16 protein-coding genes are annotated in these 18,719 nt (G+C 57.5%); 8 read left to right on the top strand and 8 right to left on the bottom strand.

Annotated elements, in window-relative coordinates:
• Positions 1-24: 24 nt before the first annotated feature.
• From purB to AAFM31_RS02430, 6 genes are all read left to right on the top strand, one after another.
• The gene (purB, locus tag AAFM31_RS02455) at positions 25-1,395 is read left to right on the top strand and encodes an adenylosuccinate lyase (protein ID WP_341706300.1); all 1,371 of its coding nucleotides are present in this window, start codon (positions 25-27) and stop codon (positions 1,393-1,395) included.
• Between the two features lie 77 nt (positions 1,396-1,472).
• A complete protein-coding gene (locus AAFM31_RS02450) occupies positions 1,473-2,648 on the top strand; it encodes a cupin domain-containing protein (protein ID WP_341706299.1) in 1,176 nt (391 codons plus the stop codon).
• Positions 2,641-3,639: a GNAT family N-acetyltransferase gene (locus tag AAFM31_RS02445; RefSeq protein ID WP_341706298.1), complete on the top strand. Its 999-nt coding sequence runs from the start codon at positions 2,641-2,643 to the stop codon at positions 3,637-3,639. The genes AAFM31_RS02450 and AAFM31_RS02445 overlap by 8 nt, the downstream gene beginning before the upstream one ends.
• Positions 3,636-4,466 (top strand): secretin N-terminal domain-containing protein, encoded by an 831-nt coding sequence (locus tag AAFM31_RS02440; protein WP_341706297.1) that lies wholly within the window; start codon positions 3,636-3,638, stop codon positions 4,464-4,466. The genes AAFM31_RS02445 and AAFM31_RS02440 overlap by 4 nt, the downstream gene beginning before the upstream one ends.
• 420 nt (positions 4,467-4,886) lie before the next feature.
• Positions 4,887-6,485 carry an isocitrate lyase gene (locus AAFM31_RS02435; protein ID WP_341706296.1) on the top strand — a complete coding sequence of 533 codons (1,599 nt, stop codon included), beginning with the start codon at positions 4,887-4,889 and terminating at the stop codon, positions 6,483-6,485.
• A 146-nt stretch (positions 6,486-6,631) separates the two neighbouring features.
• Positions 6,632-7,093, top strand: coding sequence for a thioesterase family protein (locus AAFM31_RS02430; RefSeq protein WP_341706295.1), 462 nt, complete (start codon positions 6,632-6,634; stop codon positions 7,091-7,093).
• Between the two features lie 64 nt (positions 7,094-7,157).
• Here AAFM31_RS02430 and AAFM31_RS02425 read toward each other — a convergent pair whose 3' ends face one another.
• The 6 genes from AAFM31_RS02425 to ppsA all read right to left on the bottom strand — a co-directional run bounded on the left by AAFM31_RS02425 (position 7,158) and on the right by ppsA (position 12,916).
• The gene (locus tag AAFM31_RS02425; protein ID WP_341706294.1) at positions 7,158-8,114 is read right to left on the bottom strand and encodes an OmpA family protein; all 957 of its coding nucleotides are present in this window, start codon (positions 8,112-8,114) and stop codon (positions 7,158-7,160) included.
• A gap of 91 nt (positions 8,115-8,205) precedes the next feature.
• Positions 8,206-8,790, bottom strand: coding sequence for an RNA polymerase sigma factor SigX (gene sigX / locus AAFM31_RS02420; RefSeq protein ID WP_341706293.1), 585 nt, complete (start codon positions 8,788-8,790; stop codon positions 8,206-8,208).
• Positions 8,791-8,822: 32 nt separating this feature from the next.
• On the bottom strand, positions 8,823-9,644 hold the full coding sequence (locus tag AAFM31_RS02415; RefSeq protein WP_341706403.1) for a mechanosensitive ion channel domain-containing protein: 822 nt from the start codon (positions 9,642-9,644) through the stop codon (positions 8,823-8,825).
• Positions 9,645-9,660: 16 nt separating this feature from the next.
• Positions 9,661-9,915 carry a hypothetical protein gene (locus tag AAFM31_RS02410; RefSeq protein ID WP_341706292.1) on the bottom strand — a complete coding sequence of 85 codons (255 nt, stop codon included), beginning with the start codon at positions 9,913-9,915 and terminating at the stop codon, positions 9,661-9,663.
• Positions 9,916-10,025: 110 nt separating this feature from the next.
• Entirely contained in the window at positions 10,026-10,514 is a 489-nt protein-coding gene (rraA, locus tag AAFM31_RS02405; protein WP_341706291.1) for a ribonuclease E activity regulator RraA, read from the bottom strand.
• Between the two features lie 32 nt (positions 10,515-10,546).
• Positions 10,547-12,916: a phosphoenolpyruvate synthase gene (ppsA, locus tag AAFM31_RS02400; RefSeq protein ID WP_341706290.1), complete on the bottom strand. Its 2,370-nt coding sequence runs from the start codon at positions 12,914-12,916 to the stop codon at positions 10,547-10,549.
• A 157-nt stretch (positions 12,917-13,073) separates the two neighbouring features.
• Between ppsA and AAFM31_RS02395 the strand changes: the two genes are divergently transcribed.
• On the top strand, positions 13,074-13,892 hold the full coding sequence (locus tag AAFM31_RS02395) for a pyruvate, water dikinase regulatory protein (protein ID WP_088274142.1): 819 nt from the start codon (positions 13,074-13,076) through the stop codon (positions 13,890-13,892).
• Positions 13,893-13,915: 23 nt separating this feature from the next.
• On the opposite strand, the gene AAFM31_RS02390 is transcribed toward AAFM31_RS02395, so the two are convergent.
• Both AAFM31_RS02390 and AAFM31_RS02385 read right to left on the bottom strand, forming a co-directional pair.
• The gene (locus AAFM31_RS02390; RefSeq protein ID WP_341706289.1) at positions 13,916-14,956 is read right to left on the bottom strand and encodes an AraC family transcriptional regulator ligand-binding domain-containing protein; all 1,041 of its coding nucleotides are present in this window, start codon (positions 14,954-14,956) and stop codon (positions 13,916-13,918) included.
• Positions 14,957-14,960: 4 nt separating this feature from the next.
• Complete coding sequence (locus AAFM31_RS02385) at positions 14,961-15,878, bottom strand: GGDEF domain-containing protein (protein WP_371833001.1); 918 nt, start codon at positions 15,876-15,878, stop codon at positions 14,961-14,963.
• Between the two features lie 315 nt (positions 15,879-16,193).
• On the opposite strand from AAFM31_RS02385, the gene AAFM31_RS02380 reads away from it, so the two are divergent.
• Positions 16,194-18,704 carry a TonB-dependent receptor gene (locus AAFM31_RS02380; RefSeq protein ID WP_341706288.1) on the top strand — a complete coding sequence of 837 codons (2,511 nt, stop codon included), beginning with the start codon at positions 16,194-16,196 and terminating at the stop codon, positions 18,702-18,704.
• The last annotated feature ends 15 nt before the right edge of the window (positions 18,705-18,719 follow it).

The following is an 18,719-nucleotide window of genomic DNA, read 5'->3' as shown; positions in this document are numbered from 1 at the left end:
CGCCAGCTGCTCGACGAGAGAACTATGCAACTTTCTTCCCTGACCGCCGTTTCCCCGGTTGATGGCCGCTATGGCAGCAAGACTGCCAGCCTGCGTTCAATTTTCAGCGAATATGGCCTGATTCGCTTCCGCGTACAGGTCGAAGTACGCTGGCTACAGTGCCTCGCTGCTCATCCGGGCATCAGCGAAGTCGCACCCTTCTCTGCCGAAGCCAATGCGATCCTGAATCGCCTGGCAGAAGACTTCGACATGGTTCACGCCGAACGCGTTAAAGAGTTCGAGCGCACTACCAACCATGACGTAAAAGCGGTCGAGTACCTGCTCAAGGAACAAGCCAAGCAGCTTCCGGAGCTGGAGAAAGTCAGCGAATTTATCCACTTCGCCTGCACATCCGAAGACATCAACAACCTGTCTCACGCGCTGATGCTGCGTGCCGGTCGCGATGAGGTGCTACTGCCGCTGATGCGTCAGATTGCCTCTAACATTCGCGCGCTGGCAGTTGAGCACGCCGCTGTTCCGATGCTGTCACGCACCCACGGCCAACCAGCCTCCCCGACGACGCTTGGCAAGGAGCTGGCGAACGTGGTGTACCGTCTGGAGCGCCAGATCGCTCAGATCGAGAGCATCCCGCTGCTGGGCAAGATCAATGGTGCCGTCGGTAACTACAACGCCCACCTGTCCGCCTACCCCGAGCTGGACTGGGAAGCCAACGCCAAGCAGTTCATCGAGCAGACACTTGGCCTGCAGTTCAACCCGTATACCACTCAGATCGAGCCGCACGACTACATCGCCGAGCTGTTCGACGCGGTCGCCCGCTTTAACACCATCCTGATCGACTTTGACCGTGACATCTGGGGCTATATCTCCCTCGGCTACTTCAAGCAGAAGACCGTTGCCGGCGAAATCGGCTCATCGACCATGCCGCACAAGGTTAACCCGATCGACTTCGAAAACTCCGAAGGCAACCTGGGTATCGCCAACGCAATCATGCAGCACCTGGCAAGCAAACTGCCGATTTCCCGCTGGCAGCGCGATCTGACCGACTCGACCGTACTACGCAACCTGGGCGTCGGCTTTGCCCATAGCGTCATCGCCTACGAATCCTCGCTCAAGGGTATCGGCAAGCTGGAGCTGAACGCTGCACGCCTAGCCGAAGATCTGAACAACTGCTGGGAAGTTCTGGCCGAGCCGATCCAAACCGTGATGCGTCGCTTCGGTGTTGAAAACGCCTACGAGAAACTCAAGGATCTGACCCGCGGCAAGGGCATTACCCCGGAAGCCCTGCTAGGCTTCGTCGATGGCCTGGATATTCCTGAGCAAGCCAAGGCCGAACTCAAGGCGATGACACCAGGCAGCTACATCGGCAATGCCGTGGCGCAAGCCAAGCGCATCTGATCCGGCCGGTCCTTGCGGACCAGCAAACCCTGTACCAGCGCCCGGATTGACCGGGCGTTGTCTATTCTGGAGCCAGAATGATGACCATTGAATTCGACTCACTGTTCGGTGACATTGGCGTAGAGCGCTTCCTCGCCGAGTATTGGCAGCGTAAACCGCTGCTTATCCGCCAGGCCTTCCCTAACTTTGAAAGCCCTATCGAACCCAACGAACTGGCCGGCCTGTCACTGGAGGAGGAAGTCGAGTCGCGCCTGATCCTCAAGGATGGGACGCACCCGTGGGAGTTGCGCCGCGGCCCGTTCCCTGACGACACCTACTCTCAGCTACCTGAGCGTGACTGGACACTGCTGGTACAGGCCGTTGACCAGTTCATACCAGAGGTTGCCGATCTGCTCGATCAGTTCCGCTTTCTGCCATCCTGGCGCATCGACGACATCATGATCAGCTACGCAGCCCCGGGCGGCGGAGTTGGCCCACATTACGACAACTACGATGTATTCCTGCTGCAAGGCCACGGCAAACGCCGCTGGCGCGTCGGCCAGCACTGCACCGTCGAAAGCCCTCTGCTTGATCACCCCGACTTGCGCATCCTCGCTGAGTTCGAGTGCCAGGATGAATGGGTTCTGGAACCGGGCGACATGCTCTACATCCCGCCTGGCGTCGCCCACGACGGGATTGCCGAGACCGATTGCATGACCATCTCGGTCGGCTTCCGCGCACCCAGCTATCAAGAGGTGCTGGTGCACTTCACTGACTACCTGGCCCACCACCTGAGTGACGACCAGCGCTATACCGATGCCGGCACTCGCCTGCCCGAGGACCCTGCCGCCATTGATCAGGCAGCAGTCGACCGCCTGCAACAAAAGGTACTGGAACTGGTCTCAGATAAAGAGGCATTGGCAACCTGGTTCGGGCGCCACATGACCGAGGCTAAGTATCCGGAGCTGGCCCAAGCCTATGCTGGCGACCCAGAGTCGCTGATGGAGGCGCTAAATGAAGGCGTCGGCCTGTGCACTAACCCTGCGGTACGCTTGGCCTACTGGCAAGCCAAAGATGGCAGCCTGCGCCTGTTTGCCAATGGCGAGCATTGCGTGGTTGGCGGCTCGCTGCTGCCGCTGGTTCAGCTAATCTGTAACCAGCGTTCGCTCCCGGCCGATCTGCTGCTCGGCTGGACTAAGGAAGAAGACGCGCAAGAGCTGCTTGAGCAGCTGGTGGAAAAAGGCTTTTTGCTGATGGAGAGGCAGGATGAGTGATGTCGTCGTGACCACCGTTGACTGGCACACAGGCAAGGCCCTGCGTGACATTCGTCAACAGGTATTCATCGATGAACAACAGGTCCCGGAAGACCTGGAATGGGATGCGCAGGATGAAGAGGCAACCCACTTTCTGCTCCTGCGTGCCGGCCATCCCGTCGGCACCGGACGCCTGCTTAAGAACGGCCATATCGGCCGAGTGGCAATTCTGCGTCAACATCGAGGCATCGGCCTCGGTGACCGACTGATGCGGGCTATCATCGATCATGCTGTGGATCACGGCATGATCGAGCTGCATCTATCGGCACAGACTCACGCCATTCCCTTCTACCGCCAGCTCGGCTTCGAAACCTGCTCGGAGGTATATCTAGACGCCGGCATCGAACATCAGGATATGCACTGGACCCGCAGCGCTGCAGAGCCCGAGGCGCTTCCCGCCATCGAATTTGTATCACCCGGGCGCTTCACCATTCACAATCCGGATGAAGAACAGGTACCTCCCGCCGAATACAACCAGCCGGGCATGACCGCCATCAATGAGAGCAACGCCCAGCACGAACTTATCCAACTGATAGATGACTGCCGCCAAATGCTGCTCATCTACTCGCCAGAACAGGCACAGTGGCTCTTTAATCGCCAGGCCACCATTCAGGCCTGCGAGCGACTCATTGCGCGCAATCCCAAGGCGCGCATTCAGATACTGCTGCAAGAGGTCAGCAACGACTTTCTCAGCGGACATACACTGCTGAGCATCACCCGCCGCTTTCCCAGCCTTTGCCAGATTCGCAAGCAGCACCCAGACTTGGCAAAACAGCCTTACTGCCAAGTCATGACCGATCTGCAGGGATTTCTCATGCTGCCGATCGCCCGCCAGCGTGAAGGCTTCGTCCGAAAGGAGAGTCGCGACCAGGTGAAACGCTGGAGCGACAGCTTCAACGACCTCTGGAGCAGCAGTCAGACCGACTCGGCTATCAGGAGCTTCCTGCTATGAATGCTATGAAAGATCGCGCGCTCGCAGTCCTGCTGACCAGCATTCTGTGGCTGTTAACACCCATTGCACAGGCGGCGCCGACCACCGAGATAGTGCCTCTGGGTTACAACCTGGCAGAGACGCTGATTCCCGCCCTGCAACCGATGCTGCAGTCCAATGAGCGAGTATCGGCTTACGGTAATCAGCTGTTGATCCGCGCCGAACCGGAGCGGATCAACGAAATAAAACAGCTGGTTGCCCAACTAGACAAACAGCCATCACGCCTGCTGATTAGTGTCGCCAACAACGGAAACCGCAGCGGCATCGAACAGGGCTACCGCGTTGACGGCCGAATTGATACAGGACCGGTAGACGTGATCGTTGGACAGCCCCGGAGCGATGGCAACACCGCCCGCATCATCAACCGCCGAACCACAGGCACTGATGACAGCGTGCGCCAGATCACCGCCAGCGAAGGTTACCCGGTGCTGATACAAGGCGGGCAAAGCGTCCCGATCACAACCACCACAACCAACGCCTACGGGCATGTAGTCAGGCAAACCCAGTATCAGGACGTAACCCAGGGGTTCTATGCCACAGTGCGTCTAAATGGGGACCTCGCTACCATCACCATCAGCGCAAACAACAACCGCCTAAATAGCGAACATCGCAACGTCATTGACGTCCAGCAGGCCGATACGGTGGTTACCGCGAGACTTGGCGAGTGGGTCTCTATTGGCGGAATCAATGACACAACAACCGGGAACAACAGCGACATCGGTCGCAGCATCAGCACGCAACGCGACGAGAACACCAGCTTACGCCTGAAAGTTGATCGCCTTGACTGATGCGTCACGCCCCGAACCTTGTAGTGCCGCCGAAAAAATCACTACAAACGGCATTGACTTATCCCAACCGAAGTCCCATCATTGCCGTCGCTCCCGCTAGCCAGAGACCTTAAGGTCTCCGCATCAACACCCACACCAACGGTTTGATGTGTGTCTATACCGCCCAAAAGGCAGATCGACAAGGTGGCGACTGGAACCAAGTTGTCCTGAGGGACGGGGAAGCAATTTAAGCTGCACAGTTAACGCCGGCAGGCAAACGCCATTATCGATGGCTTAGCGCTCGCACAACTGTCACCTCCTCTCCTCTTGGCATCAAGCCAGTCTCCCCCTTTTCGTATTGTCCTTTGAGCGTAACCGCAGCAGCGGAGCATTGGGTCGACAAATCGTGCTGAACCTAACGCAAACTTTGAAGGATTGACCATGTCAGCTTATCAAAACGACATCAAAGCAGCTGCCGAGCTGAAAGAACAAGCAGGTAGTGGCTGGAGCGCTATCAACCCTGAGTCCGTCGCTCGCATGCGCGCGCAGAACCGCTTCAAGACCGGTCTGGACGTCGCCAAGTACACCGCGGCCATCATGCGCAAAGACATGGCTGATTACGACGCCGACTCTTCTGTCTACACCCAGTCCCTGGGTTGCTGGCACGGCTTCATCGGTCAGCAGAAGCTGATCTCCATCAAGAAGCACCTGAAGACCACCAACAAGCGCTACCTGTACCTGTCCGGCTGGATGGTTGCTGCTCTGCGCTCCGAGTTCGGTCCGCTGCCTGACCAGTCCATGCACGAGAAGACTTCCGTTGCCGCTCTGATCGAAGAGCTGTACACCTTCCTGCGCCAAGCTGATGCCCGCGAACTGGACCTGCTTTTTGTTGCCCTGGACGACGCCCGTAACGCTGGCGACCAGGCCAAGGCTGCTGAAATCCAGTCCCAAATCGACAACTACGAAACTCACGTAGTGCCGATCATTGCTGACATCGACGCTGGTTTCGGTAACGCAGAAGCGACCTACCTGCTGGCCAAGAAGATGATCGAAGCTGGTGCTTGCTGCATCCAGATCGAAAACCAGGTTTCTGACGAGAAGCAGTGCGGCCACCAAGACGGTAAAGTAACCGTTCCGCACTCCGACTTCCTCGCCAAGATCAACGCTGTTCGCTACGCGTTCCTCGAGCTGGGCGTTGACGACGGTGTTATCGTTGCCCGTACCGACTCCCTGGGCGCTGGCCTGACCAAGCAGATCGCTGTCACCAACGAGCCGGGCGACCTGGGCGACCAGTACAACAGCTTCCTGGACGGTGACTACATCACCAGCGCTGACGACATCCAGAACGGCGACGTCGTAATCAAGTCCAACGGCAAGCTGCTGAAGCCCAAGCGTCTGGCTTCCGGCCTGTTCCAGTTCCGCAAGGACACCGGTGTTGACCGTGTTGTTCTGGACTGTATCACCAGCCTGCAGAACGGTGCCGACCTGCTGTGGATCGAAACCGAGAAGCCGCACGTTGGTCAGATCGCTGAAATGGTTAACCGTATCCGCGAAGTCGTTCCGAACGCCAAGCTGGTTTACAACAACAGCCCGTCCTTCAACTGGACCCTGAACTTCCGCCAGCAGGTGTTCGATGCCATGGTTGAAGAAGGCAAGGACGTTTCTGCTTACGACCGCGCCAAGCTGATGAGCGTTGAGTACGACGAAACCGAACTGGCCAAGCTGGCTGATGAGAAGATCCGTACCTTCCAGGCCGACGCCTCTCGCGAAGCCGGTATCTTCCACCACCTGATCACCCTGCCGACTTACCACACTGCCGCGCTGTCTACCGACAACCTGGCAAAAGGCTACTTCGACAAGGAAGGCATGCTGGCGTACGTCAAGGGCGTTCAGCGTCAGGAAATCCGTCAGGGTATCGCCTGCGTCAAGCACCAGAACATGGCTGGCTCCGACATCGGCGACAACCACAAAGAGTACTTCGCTGGCGAAGCAGCTCTGAAGGCTGGCGGCAAAGACAACACCATGAACCAGTTCGGCTGATAAGCCACTGCTTCAGAGTCGCAAGACTCAGGTGTGAAAAAGGGGCTGCCATTGGCAGCCCCTTTTTTCTATCAAGCATCAAGCTGCTCAGGTAGAATGCGCAGCACTTCTGCCCCTCGGTTTACGTAACAAGGCTTTGTTCAGTTATGGCACGTCTGCAACTCGAGTTCCCCGAGAACCAGTTTTACTTCACTACGCAACTCACGGTTCGCATCACCGATATCAACGGCGCCAACCACCTGGCGAACGACTCCATGATTTCGATGATTTCGGAGGCTCGTGCGCGCTTCCTGTATCAGTTCGGCATTGAGGAAGTCAGTGAAAAAGGTGTCGGCATTATTGTTACCGACCTCGCGACGACCTATCTGCGCGAAGCGTTCGCACGAGACGCGCTGATTTTTGAAGTTGGCCTGATGGATCTCAACAAGTACGGCGGCGACATCATCTTCCGCATCAGCAAAGCCAGCAACGGCGAACTGGTTGCCTTGGCAAAATCCGGCTTTGTATTTTTCCATTTTGCTACCGGCAAGGTCCGCCCCATGCCGGAAGACTTCCGCCTGCGCTTCCCCGGCGTCAACTCGATCGAGAGCACAGAGGTAGAAGCCTGATCGAGATTACGGACACAAAAAAACCCGGCCATTGGCCGGGTTTTTTAATGCTCTAGCGAGTGAATTACTTCACTTCCACCTGAGCCTCAACTTCAGCTTCAACGCGGCGGTTCATGGAACGACCTTCGTCAGTGCCGTTGTCAGCAATAGGACGAGCTTCGCCGTAGCCAACAGAGCTAACGCGGGAGCCATCAACACCTTCGCTGATCAGAGCTTCGCGAACAGCATTGGCACGACGCTCAGACAGGTTTTGGTTGTAGGAATCGCTACCAACGGAGTCAGTGTGACCTTCAACGGTAGTAGTAACCGACGGATAGGTCTTCATGAACTCGGCCAGGCTCTGGATATCCTGACGGTATTCCGGACGAATAGTGTCCTTGTCGAAGTCGAACAGCACATCCAGCTCAACGCGGACAGACTGCATTTCAGGTGCCGGAGTCGGCTCCGGAATCGGCGCAGGCAGCGGAGCAGGCTCAGCAACCGGCTCAGACTTGCCACCGAAGTTCAGACCCAGACCAACACCAGCCTGCCATTCCGTATTGCCATGATCAAAGCCGTACAGAGCATCTACACCAGCCTTCACGAAGAAGTTTTCGTTCAGGTAGTTTTTGATGCCGAAGCCAGCCATTGCCATGGTGGTGCGATCTTCGGTGTTATCGCTATCCGCTTCCAGCTCCTGATGAGCCAGGCCCGCGGAAATATAGGGGAGTACATTGCCGGTACCGAAGTGGTAAACCGCCTCGATTTGAGCCAGCTTGCCGTCAACATCTTCGTTAGTGCCATCTACCTCAAGGCTCTTGTACTTACCAAGACCCACGTTCAGCAGCACATTCTCACTAACGAAATAGCCGATGTTGCCACCCACCAGGGTGCCATCATTTAGGCCGTACATGCTGTCAGTGAAGTAACGGTCAGCGAAGGCTTCAACCTCAACCGAACCGGCCTTGCCAGCCATTGCAGACATGCTGGACGCAGCAATAGCAGCACCAACAACGAGACCCACAGTGTTTTTCAATTTCATCTTTGAATCCCCATCAAATCCATTAAGACGTTAAGCTTGCGCAAAACTCCGAATCAGTATAACTGAAATCTGGCTGATAACTATACAAGACTTATATAAAAGGACTATCAATCTGATTGCGCAGTTTTTCCAAAGCCCGTTTATAACGCATCTTGGTAGCACTCAACCCCATATGCATGATGTCAGCGATTTCCTGAAACTCCAGCTCCGCTACAAAGCGTAGCACCAAAATCTCGCGATCAATGGGATTTACATGCACCAGCAAGCTATTCAGCCCTTTCGACGCCTGCGGCTGCAGATCCTGCTCCTCGGCTTCGTCCTGAGGATCAAGGCTCAACGCATCCAGCAGTCGTCGTTTGCGCTTCTCTTTACGGTACTGAGTTATACATTCGTTATAAGTAATACTATATAGCCATGTTTTAAACTTGGCTTTGCCTTCGAACTGCTTTAGTCCGTGCAATACTTTAAGCATTACTTCCTGACAAACGTCATCAGCATCCCGTTCGTTACCTAAATAACGAACACAGACGTTGAACAAAGTTCGCTGGTAACGACGCATCAACTCCTCATAGGCAGTGGTAGTGTGAATAAGCTCACTTTTTGCCCTGAGAACCAGCTCCTCGTCATCGAGGTCGGCCGGGTTGTAGCGACGATGTGGACGGCTGAGACTGACCAAGGTAATTACGTCTTCCGTTAAGCCAGCGGCGCTCAGCGCCGCACCTGCTCTTCAATCAGAAGCCGATTTGCCAGCGAAATCAGCTCTCCATCATCATTGAGAATCTGCGTTTTCACGGTGCCGATTTCTTCGACGACGCCTTCGATACCCGCAACCTTGATTCGGTCGCCCGGCTGATAGAGTTCGCGGACATAGATTCCGGCAATAATTTGGGCCACGACCTGGCGACTTCCCAGCCCAAGAGCCAATGCTGCTGCGCCACCAAAGCAAACCAGCACAATAGCAATGACCAGATTCAGCAACGCCGTTTCAATCTGCAACTGCCCGATTGCCAACGACACCGTGATAATGACCAGCAACCCCTGCACAAACCGTCCCAGTCCGCTGGCGTACTCCATACCCATGCTTTCTGCGGTGCCGCGAACAACACCATTCACCAAATGGGAAAGCAGCAAGCCGCCCAACAGAATCAGCGCAGCACCAACAACCTTGGGCAAGTACAGGGTAATCGCATCAAGGGTCGATGAGACGCGTGCAAGACCGAGAGATTCGGATGCCGATACCACGAACGTCAGGAGGATAAACCAGTAAGCAACCTTTCCGGTGAGATCGGACACCGAAGTATTGATACCAACGCGCGCGAGCATTTTGTTGACACCCGTACCACCCATCAGGCGATCCAGGCCAATTTTTGCCAACCCCTTACTCAGCACCGCATCTGCCACCTTGGCCACAATCAGGCCAAGCAGGACGATAAACAGCGCCGCGATCAGATCGGGAATGAATGAGGCAACCTTGCTCCACAGAGTGGTCATGGCCGCTACGAAGCTTTGACTCCAGACATCGAATTCCATGGCTGAGCTCTCTTGACTACAGATCGGAAGGGTTTGAGGTGTTGTTTGAGCGACGACTGGGTTTGAGGTTCCGCATGCCACGCGACCCACCCTCGGTTAGCACCCATCCCCAGCGTGCTACCAGCCCCAGCAGATCGAATACAGCGCCATGCATGTGTGCACGATGCAAAACCCGATCCAGTCGCTGGCCGTCAGAGCGCCTGGCATCGGCCCCATCGTCATCACGCAGCATTGCGCGTAGCTGACTCTCAAGCGAATCGTCGTCTGACATGACTCTATTCTCCTGCGACTGATGAATCCGTTGCTGATATTGAGCGTCCAGATGCAACAAGGGGGAGGTGTTGCCACCCTCCCCCTTGCCAGATGCAACTAGAGCCGCCGTTACTCGGGCATGGTCAGCGCCACAGGCGAGACGATGATGCCGTTGTTATCGGCGTAGACGTACTCACCGGGACGGAAGGTCACGCCTGCGAAGGTGACAACGACATTCAGATCGCCGATACCACGCTTGTCCGTCTTCATCGGGTGACTAGCCAGCGCCTGGATACCCAGCGGAGTTTGTGCCAGCACATCAACGTCACGGACACAGCCGTACACCATGATGCCTTCCCAGCCATTCTTCGCAGCCTTCTCTGCAAGCATGTCGCCCAAGAGCGCACGACGCATCGAGCCACCACCATCAACAACCATCACTTTGCCGGTGCCGTCCTGATCAACCTGCTCCTTGACGATCGAGTTGTCCTCGTGACACTTCACGGTGACGATCTGACCGCCGAAAGAGTCGTGACCGCCGAAGTTGCTGAACATCGGCTCGACCACGGCAACATCGGGATAGGCGTCACACAGGTCCGGCGTTACATAGTGCTGCATGGCATTCTCCTTGAACTTGTGGGTACTGATGCTTACTTGTCATTCTCGGCAAGGAAGAACCAGGTGTCCATTACCGAATCCGGGTTCAGCGACACGCTCTCGATACCCTGCTCCATCAGCCAGCGAGCCAGATCCGGGTGATCCGAAGGCCCCTGACCGCAGATACCAATGTACTTGTTGGCAGCACGGCAAGCCGAAATGGCATTGCTCAGCAGTTTCTTGACCGCCGCGTTACGCTCATCGAAGAGATGCGCGATGATGCCCGAGTCGCGATCCAGGCCCAGGGTTAGCTGAGTCAGGTCATTGGAGCCAATAGAGAAGCCGTCGAAGTGCTCAAGGAACTCTTCGGCCAGCAGCGCGTTGGCGGGCAGTTCGCACATCATGATCAGACGCAAACCATTCTCACCGCGCTTCAGACCATTCTCGCCCAGCAGCTCAACGACCTGCTTCGCCTCACCAACGGTACGCACGAACGGAATCATGATCTCGACGTTGGTCAGACCCATTTCGTCGCGCACGCGCTTCATCGCACGGCATTCGAGTTCGAAGCAGTCGCGGAACGAGTCACTGATGTAACGGGAGGCGCCGCGGAAGCCCAGCATCGGGTTCTCTTCTTCCGGCTCATACAGCTTGCCACCGATCAGGTTGGCGTACTCGTTGGACTTGAAGTCCGACATGCGCACGATGACCTTCTTCGGCCAGAACGCCGCGGCCAGGGTGCTGATACCCTCAACCAGCTTGTCGACATAGAAGTCGACCGGCGAGCTGTAACCAGCAATCCGCTTCTGCACACTGTCCTTCACGTCAGCTGGCAGACTGTCAAAGTTAAGCAGCGCCTTCGGGTGAACGCCGATCATGCGGTTGATGATGAACTCCAGACGCGCCAGACCAACACCTTCATTGGGCAGGTTGGCGAAGTCGAAGGCCCGATCCGGGTTGCCGACGTTCATCATGATTTTGAACGGCAGCGGCGGCATGGCGTCAACGCTGTTGGTCTTGATATCGAAGGACAGTTGACCGGAATAGATCAGACCAGTGTCACCTTCGGCGCAGGAAACGGTCACTTCCTGACCATCTTTCAGCTCGGTGGTGGCGTTGCCGCAACCAACAACCGCGGGAATACCCAGCTCACGCGCGATGATCGCGGCGTGGCAGGTACGGCCACCACGGTTGGTCACAATCGCACTGGCGCGCTTCATGACCGGTTCCCAATCCGGGTCAGTCATGTCGGAGACCAGAACGTCGCCCGGCTGAACCTTGTCCATCTCGGCGACGTCATTGACGATACGCACGCGGCCAGCACCAATACGCTGACCGATGGCACGGCCTTCGACCAGAACAGTGCCCTTTTCTTTCAGCAGGTAACGTTCCATGACGTTGGCACTGCTGCGGCTCTTCACGGTCTCGGGACGCGCCTGAACGATGTACAGTTTGCCGTCATCGCCATCTTTGGCCCACTCGATGTCCATCGGACGACCGTAGTGCTGCTCGATGATGACCGCCTGCTTGGCCAGATTGACCACTTCTTCCTCGGACAGACAGAAGCGGCTGCGCTCGGCCAGATCAACGTCGACGGTCTTGACCGAACGACCGGCCTTGGCTTCGTCGCCGTAAACCATCTTGATCGCTTTGCTGCCCAGATTGCGGCGCAGGATCGACGGACGACCGGCAGCCAGCGTGGGCTTGTGAACATAGAACTCGTCAGGGTTGACCGCACCCTGCACAACGGTCTCACCCAGGCCGTAGGCGCCAGTGATGAACACAACGTCGCGGAAGCCGGATTCGGTATCCAGGGTGAACATTACACCCGCAGTGCCGGTTTCGGAGCGAACCATACGCTGAACACCAGCGGACAGAGCGACCAGCTTGTGATCGAAACCCTGGTGCACGCGGTAGGCAATGGCGCGGTCATTGAAAAGAGAAGCAAACACTTCCTTGGCAGCGTGAATAACGTTGTCGACGCCGCGAATGTTCAGGAAGGTTTCTTGCTGGCCGGCGAAGGAGGCATCCGGCAGGTCTTCTGCGGTAGCAGAGGAGCGAACGGCAACAGCCAGATTGGGGTTACCGTCAGAGAGTTTGGCGAACTCTTCACGAATCGCCTTATCCAGCGCTGCGGGGAACTCTGCGTCCATGACCCACTGACGGATCTGGGCACCGGTTTCGGCCAGCGCGTTGACGTCGTCGACGTCGAGCTTGTCCAGTGCAGCGTGAATGCGATCATTGAGACCACTTTGCTCGAGAAACTCCCGATACGCATCTGCAGTGGTTGCAAAGCCACCGGGAACCGTTACGCCGGCGTTGGCCAGATTGCTGATCATTTCGCCAAGGGAGGCGTTCTTGCCGCCAACGCGCTCGACGTCATTGACACCCAGCTGCTCGAAGGACACTACGTACTCTAACAAGGTGATCTCTCCGTCAATCTATTAATAAGTCTGTGCGGCGGCGGGAGCATACTGGTCTGCCCGCTGCAAATGCGCCACAATGCCGATCTTTGGGGGCTGCTCCGACATATATGCGGGCTACCCGGTAACCGAGACACGACATCTTAAGGCTTCGTGAATGAAACGCACCGCTTTTTTCATTTCTGATGGTACCGGCATCACCGCCGAGACGCTTGGTCAAAGCCTGCTGGCACAGTTCGAGAACATCCAGTTCACCAAGCTGCTGCGCCCGTACGTCGATACCGTGGAAAAAGCGCGTGACATGGTACAACAAATCAATGCTGCTGCCGAGAAAGATGCAGCGCGGCCGATCATTTTCGATACCGTGGTCAACAGCGAGATTCGTCAGGAGCTGGCCAAATCCAATGGCTACATGATCGATATTTTCTCGACCTTCCTGGCGCCGCTGGAACAGGAACTGGGTGACGGCTCGTCCTACTCGGTAGGCAAGACCCACTCGATCCAGCACAACAGCCATTACAAAGACCGTATTGACGCGGTGCACTTCGCCATGGACAACGACGATGGTGCGCGCACACACCACTACGCCCAGGCCGATATCATCCTGGTTGGTGTCTCCCGCTGCGGCAAGACGCCAAGCTGTCTGTACATGGCGTTGCAATACGGTATTCGCGCCGCCAACTACCCCCTGACTGAGGACGACATGGAGCGCCTGCAGCTGCCCAAGGCGCTCAAGCAGAACAAGAGCAAGCTGTTCGGCCTGACCATCGACCCAGACCGTCTGGCCAGCATCCGCAACGAACGCCGCCCCAACAGCCGCTATTCCAGCTACCCGCAGTGCGAATTTGAAGTACGGGAAGTGGAGAACCTGTTCCGCAAGGAGAACATTCCCTTCCTTAACTCAACGCACTACTCGGTAGAAGAGATTTCAGCGAAGATCCTGATGCAGATGGGCATTGAGCGCCGCCTTAAGTAATACTCGCAAGACATTGAATAAAATCAACTTTCAAGCCAAACCCTGAGGCTGTCCGGCGATTTTCCGGTCAGCCTTTTCAGCAACCGCCGGAAGTTGGTGCGGTCGCTGATCTGCATACTCTCCGCCACCTGGTCGTGACTGCATCCGCGCCCCTGATACAGCTCCAGCGCTATTTGCGTGTGGGCGCGGTCCAGCAGCTCCTGGTAACCGGTTCCCTCGCGCTGCAACCGCCTCTTGAACGTCGCCGCGCTCATACCAAAGCAGTCCGCTACCTGATCAAGCCCCTGCCGCTTGCGCGCATTGCGGTAAAGGCAGTCAAACACCACTTCCGACAGCGTACCTTCACCCGGCAGTGTACTTATCGCCAGCATCGCCTGCTGCTCGGCGATCCGAGCCAGCATTGGCGAAGCTGACAGTGGCGCCCGCACCAGTACCTCGCGGGGCAGTCGCATGCAGGTAATCGGGGCATCGAAGCGTAACCGTTCGCCCATGTGCACCCAGTACTGTTCTACGTGCCGTGGCGCTGTCCAGGCCATGCGGTACTCCCACGGCAGCGATTCACCTGACAAGGTACGTGTCAAGGCAGTCACTGCAGTCATGCTCGCTTCAAACAGAAACTGGCGACTACGCCCCAGCGCCAGCGCATCCACCCAGTACACATAGGCATGATGCTCATCCACTACCAATCGCGGGGCCAGTAACGGACACAACAACACCCTGAAATTAACCAGCTGGTGCAACGCCTGCAGCAGCGTGTCGGCGTGCAGCAGCACATTGCTGCACGCGCCAAAATGGCCCGGCAGCAAGCGCTGCCCAAGCAGAAAGCTGCTGTCATCTGCATCCAGCAATTGCCGCGCATTATCGATCAGACGCATATATTGATTGGCGCTGATCATGGCGCCCGGCGCAAGCAAGTCGTCATAAAAAAGCCCGCTGCCACGCATCAAACGATGACTGTCGATCCCCCTACACAACGCCAGGTCGACCAGACAGGCGGGCTGGTGCCCTGCCTCGATCACCTTGGCATCAGCGTCATACCAGCGCGGGGCGGTGCTCGGCTCCATGAGATCAGGCTCGCTTTAACTGCAGTGCCTGTTTGGCATGTGCCATCGCCACATTACTGCGCTGCAGCAGCGAATCTGCATCGTCCTGACGCGCCATCACCGCTACCACGGTTGCTCGCAACAGGATGCGCTCGCCCTGCTGCGCGCTTCTGCACGCCAGATGCGCGATCGAATCACTGATCTCACGGGCTATGACCTGCGCCTGATCTTCCAGTGTATTTGGCAACAGCACGGCAAAGCGGTCGCCCGCCAGACGACACAGCAGATCATGGCGACGCAGACTCATGAGCAGCAGCTGACAGACCAGCTGCAAAACCCGATCCCCCTCGTGATGGCCATAGCGCGCATTGACCTGATGGAAGTCATCCAGATCAATCGTCAGCAGCGACAGCGGTTGCTGCGACGACTCGGCTTGCGGCAGTGCCGCCGCCAACTGGCAGCGCAGGTAACCCGCATCCGCCAGCGGCGTCAGCTTATCGAACTGCCGGTGCTCCCTGAAGTGGCGTTCGCGATTGACCATCTGCGCGTTGATTGCCAGCTGTTCTCGATGCCAGTGGTATATCCCGACCGTCAGCAGCACAAACCCGACCGGCATTGGCGCCGACTCCAGCCAGTGATCCCACATGACAGCCTCTGGCAGAGCGACAAACTCGTCCAGCGTGTCCATCCACAGTGACAGAAACAGGCAGGCCAGACCGACGAACAGCAGATTGGTCACCCGACCTGCTGGCCGCCCTTTCAACATCAGCGCAGTCCAAGCCAGCACAAGCAGCGCCGAGCCGCCTTCGCCTGTGATATCAGTCCAGGCCCAGATACTGACCGGCTTCAGTTCCCCCAGACTCAGGTACAGCATCAGCCCTGCGTTGGCCAGCAACAACAGCCCCAGCCATTTGATCCGGTGCAGGAAAAACATCGAGTTCATTTCAACCTCGCGCGCTTGCAATGGCGCCAGCAGACCAGAGCGATGTGACGGTTCCGTGTCAGCATGCGGGTCAAATTGGCTCACTGCATCTGCACTTCGCCTGCGCAAAATGGCCCACTTCAGCCCGCAGACACCGTGAAATAGGGCTTGCAGAGAGGTTCGAGAGGTCAATTCAGCTCAAAAACCACCATTCAGGCAGCGGTTTCGACTCATTTGGCGACCAGACGTCGAAGACTGTCACAGAAACGCCACATCGCCTCCCTAAGTTCCACTTCCCAACGGGACACGAAACCCATTCGCCAGGAGAGGAACCCCATGTCTGTCCGCACTTCACGCCTGCATACAAGCTTTCGTATCAGCGCGCTGGCGCTTGCCATCGCAGGCAGTTCTGCCAGTTGGGCGCAGGCCACCACCGAAGTCATGACCATCATCGGTCAGGCTGCCCAGATGGAGCAGGCGCTGCAGGAGCAACGCATGTCCAACAACACCGAAAGCGTGGTACACGCCGACGCCATCGGTCAGCTCCCCGATGAGAACGCCGCCGAGGCACTGCAGCGCGTTCCGGGCATCTCTGTTGAACGCGATCAGGGCGAGGGCCGCTTTGTCCGCGTTCGGGGTCTGGGAGCCGACCTCAACAGCGTGACCATCAACGGCACGCTGGTACCCGCACCGGAGAGCGATCGCCGCGCCGTGGCGATGGACGTTTTGCCGAGCGAGTTAATTCAGTCACTTTCGGTGGTCAAGACCCTGACCCCGGATATGGACGCCAACTCCCTCGGCGGCACCATCGAGGTCGAAAGCCTGTCCGGCTTCGATCACGACGCCATGTTCTACAGCCTGTCGACCGAAGCCAGCTACGACGAGAACACCGGCGACACCAGCCCCAAGGTATCCGGCGCGTTCAGCAACCGCTTCAGCGTCGGTGACGGTATCGACAACCTCGCCATCGCTACCGCCGTGAGCTGGGAAGATCGCAGCTTTGGTTCCGACAACGTCGAAACCGGTGGTGCCTGGGACTTTGACGATCCGGCTGGTGCACGTCTGGAGGAACTGGAGGAGCGTCGGTACGACATCAGCCGCGAGCGCGCGGGCCTGGGCTTCAACGTCGACTACAGACCGGACGACGACACCGAGTTGTATCTGCGCACCCTGTACAGCCGCTTCAAGGACACAGAAACCCGCCAGACCAACGTGATCGAGTTTGCCGATGCACAGCTGCCGGGCGAGCGCGGCGATGCCGAAGGTACGCGCGAAATCAAGGATCGTGAAGAAACCCAGGAGATCAAAAGCCTGGTGATTGGCGGCGAGCGTCAGCTCGGCGACTGGAAAGTCGCGGCGCAGTATGGCTACAGCGAGGCTGAAGAAGACAGCCCGCTGCACACACCGGGTGCCAAGTTCGAAGGTAACGATGACTTCACCGCGGCCGGTTACAACGACAGCAAGCAGCCCAATCTGATCATCGACAGCGCCTTCTACGACCCCGGCAATTTCACCCTGACCGAAGTCGAGCGCGAAAAACAGCTGACCACCGACACCGAACAGAACATTCGCGTGGATCTGACCCGCGACTGGTTCATGGCGGACCTGCCGTCGCAGCTGCAGTTTGGCGCCAAGTTCAGTACCCGCACCAAAGACAACGATCTCGAGGTTTGGGCCTATGAAGACTTCGGCGATTACGGCTTTACCGACGCCGAGCTGAGCCTCGGCCAGTTTACCAGCGGCCGCACCAATCTTGGGCCGCGAATTTCCGCCAGCGCCCTGGAACGCCTGATCAGTGGCCTCAACCCGGCCGACTTCTACGACGAAGAACAGTCACGTATCAACGACTTCAGCATCCAGGAAAATATTAACGCCGCTTACCTGATGAACACCGTCGACATTGACGATCTGCGCATAATCGCCGGCCTGCGCTACGAAGGTACGCGCCTGAAGTCGGAAGGCACCGGCCTCAATGACGGCAAATTCGAAGCGGTCAATTCCCGCAACGACTACCACCACTGGCTGCCGGGCCTGCACGCCATCTATCAACTCGGCGCGAACAGTCAGCTGCGCGCCAGCTGGACCAACAGTGTGGTTCGCCCGACCTTCGGCCAGCTGTTCCCGGGCTTTGTGGTCGATGCCGACGAGGCCGAATTCGGCAATCCGGATCTGAAGCCGCTGGAGTCCAGCAACATCGATTTCGGCATCGAACACTACATGGGCCGCGCCGGTGCCGTGTCCGCCTTCCTGTTCTACAAGGACATCGAAAACTTCGTCTACACCGCTGACGTTGCCGGCACCGGCCAATATGCCACGTTCGACGAAGCCATCACCTCGGTCAATGGCGACAGCGCGACCGTATACGGTCTGGAACTGGCCTACGCGCAGAAGTTCAGCTGGCTGCCTTCGCCCTGGAACGGCCTGCTGGTCAACGCCAACACCACCCTCAGCCGATCGGACGCCGACATCGAGCAGTACAACGCAGATACCGGCCGCATGCAGTCGCGCAGCATTGATCTGCCTGGCCAGTCCGATCTGACCGGCAACCTCACCCTCGGCTGGGAACACGACAAGCTAAGCCTGCGCATCTCCGCCAACTACAAGTCGGACTACCTCGACGAGGTTGGCGACGTGCTGGACAAGCGCTACGACTACCGCGTTGACGACCAACTGTTCGTCGATCTGTCGGCCAGCTACTTCCTGACCGAGAACCTGCAGGTGTTCATGGCCGCGCAGAACATCACCGACGAGAGCTACTACGTCTACACCGGCTCACGCCGCTACAACGCCCAGTACGAAGAATACGGCCCGACCTACAAGGTCGGCCTGACCCTCACCCACTTCTGAGCTAATGCGGCGGGA

Origin of the sequence: Halopseudomonas sp., assembly GCF_038130085.1 — a bacterium.
Classification (GTDB): Bacteria; Pseudomonadota; Gammaproteobacteria; order Pseudomonadales; family Pseudomonadaceae; genus Halopseudomonas.
The sequence above is the reverse complement of the archived record's forward strand: the minus strand, read 5'-3'. Positions and strand labels throughout refer to the sequence as shown.

Excerpts from the sequence above, each read along its gene's own strand:
- AAFM31_RS02415 (WP_341706403.1), bottom strand. The coding sequence starts at position 9,644 with ATGGAATTCGATGTCTGGAGTCAAAGCTTCGTAGCGGCCATGACCACT.
- AAFM31_RS02380 (WP_341706288.1), top strand. The coding sequence starts at position 16,194 with ATGTCTGTCCGCACTTCACGCCTGCATACAAGCTTTCGTATCAGCGCG.
- AAFM31_RS02385 (WP_371833001.1), bottom strand. The coding sequence starts at position 15,878 with ATGAACTCGATGTTTTTCCTGCACCGGATCAAATGGCTGGGGCTGTTG.
- AAFM31_RS02435 (WP_341706296.1), top strand. The coding sequence starts at position 4,887 with ATGTCAGCTTATCAAAACGACATCAAAGCAGCTGCCGAGCTGAAAGAA.
- AAFM31_RS02395 (WP_088274142.1), top strand. The coding sequence starts at position 13,074 with ATGAAACGCACCGCTTTTTTCATTTCTGATGGTACCGGCATCACCGCC.
- AAFM31_RS02430 (WP_341706295.1), top strand. The coding sequence starts at position 6,632 with ATGGCACGTCTGCAACTCGAGTTCCCCGAGAACCAGTTTTACTTCACT.
- AAFM31_RS02410 (WP_341706292.1), bottom strand. The coding sequence starts at position 9,915 with ATGTCAGACGACGATTCGCTTGAGAGTCAGCTACGCGCAATGCTGCGT.
- AAFM31_RS02450 (WP_341706299.1), top strand. The coding sequence starts at position 1,473 with ATGATGACCATTGAATTCGACTCACTGTTCGGTGACATTGGCGTAGAG.
- AAFM31_RS02390 (WP_341706289.1), bottom strand. The coding sequence starts at position 14,956 with ATGGAGCCGAGCACCGCCCCGCGCTGGTATGACGCTGATGCCAAGGTG.
- AAFM31_RS02425 (WP_341706294.1), bottom strand. The coding sequence starts at position 8,114 with ATGAAATTGAAAAACACTGTGGGTCTCGTTGTTGGTGCTGCTATTGCT.
- AAFM31_RS02445 (WP_341706298.1), top strand. The coding sequence starts at position 2,641 with ATGAGTGATGTCGTCGTGACCACCGTTGACTGGCACACAGGCAAGGCC.
- purB (WP_341706300.1), top strand. The coding sequence starts at position 25 with ATGCAACTTTCTTCCCTGACCGCCGTTTCCCCGGTTGATGGCCGCTAT.
- rraA (WP_341706291.1), bottom strand. The coding sequence starts at position 10,514 with ATGCAGCACTATGTAACGCCGGACCTGTGTGACGCCTATCCCGATGTT.
- AAFM31_RS02440 (WP_341706297.1), top strand. The coding sequence starts at position 3,636 with ATGAATGCTATGAAAGATCGCGCGCTCGCAGTCCTGCTGACCAGCATT.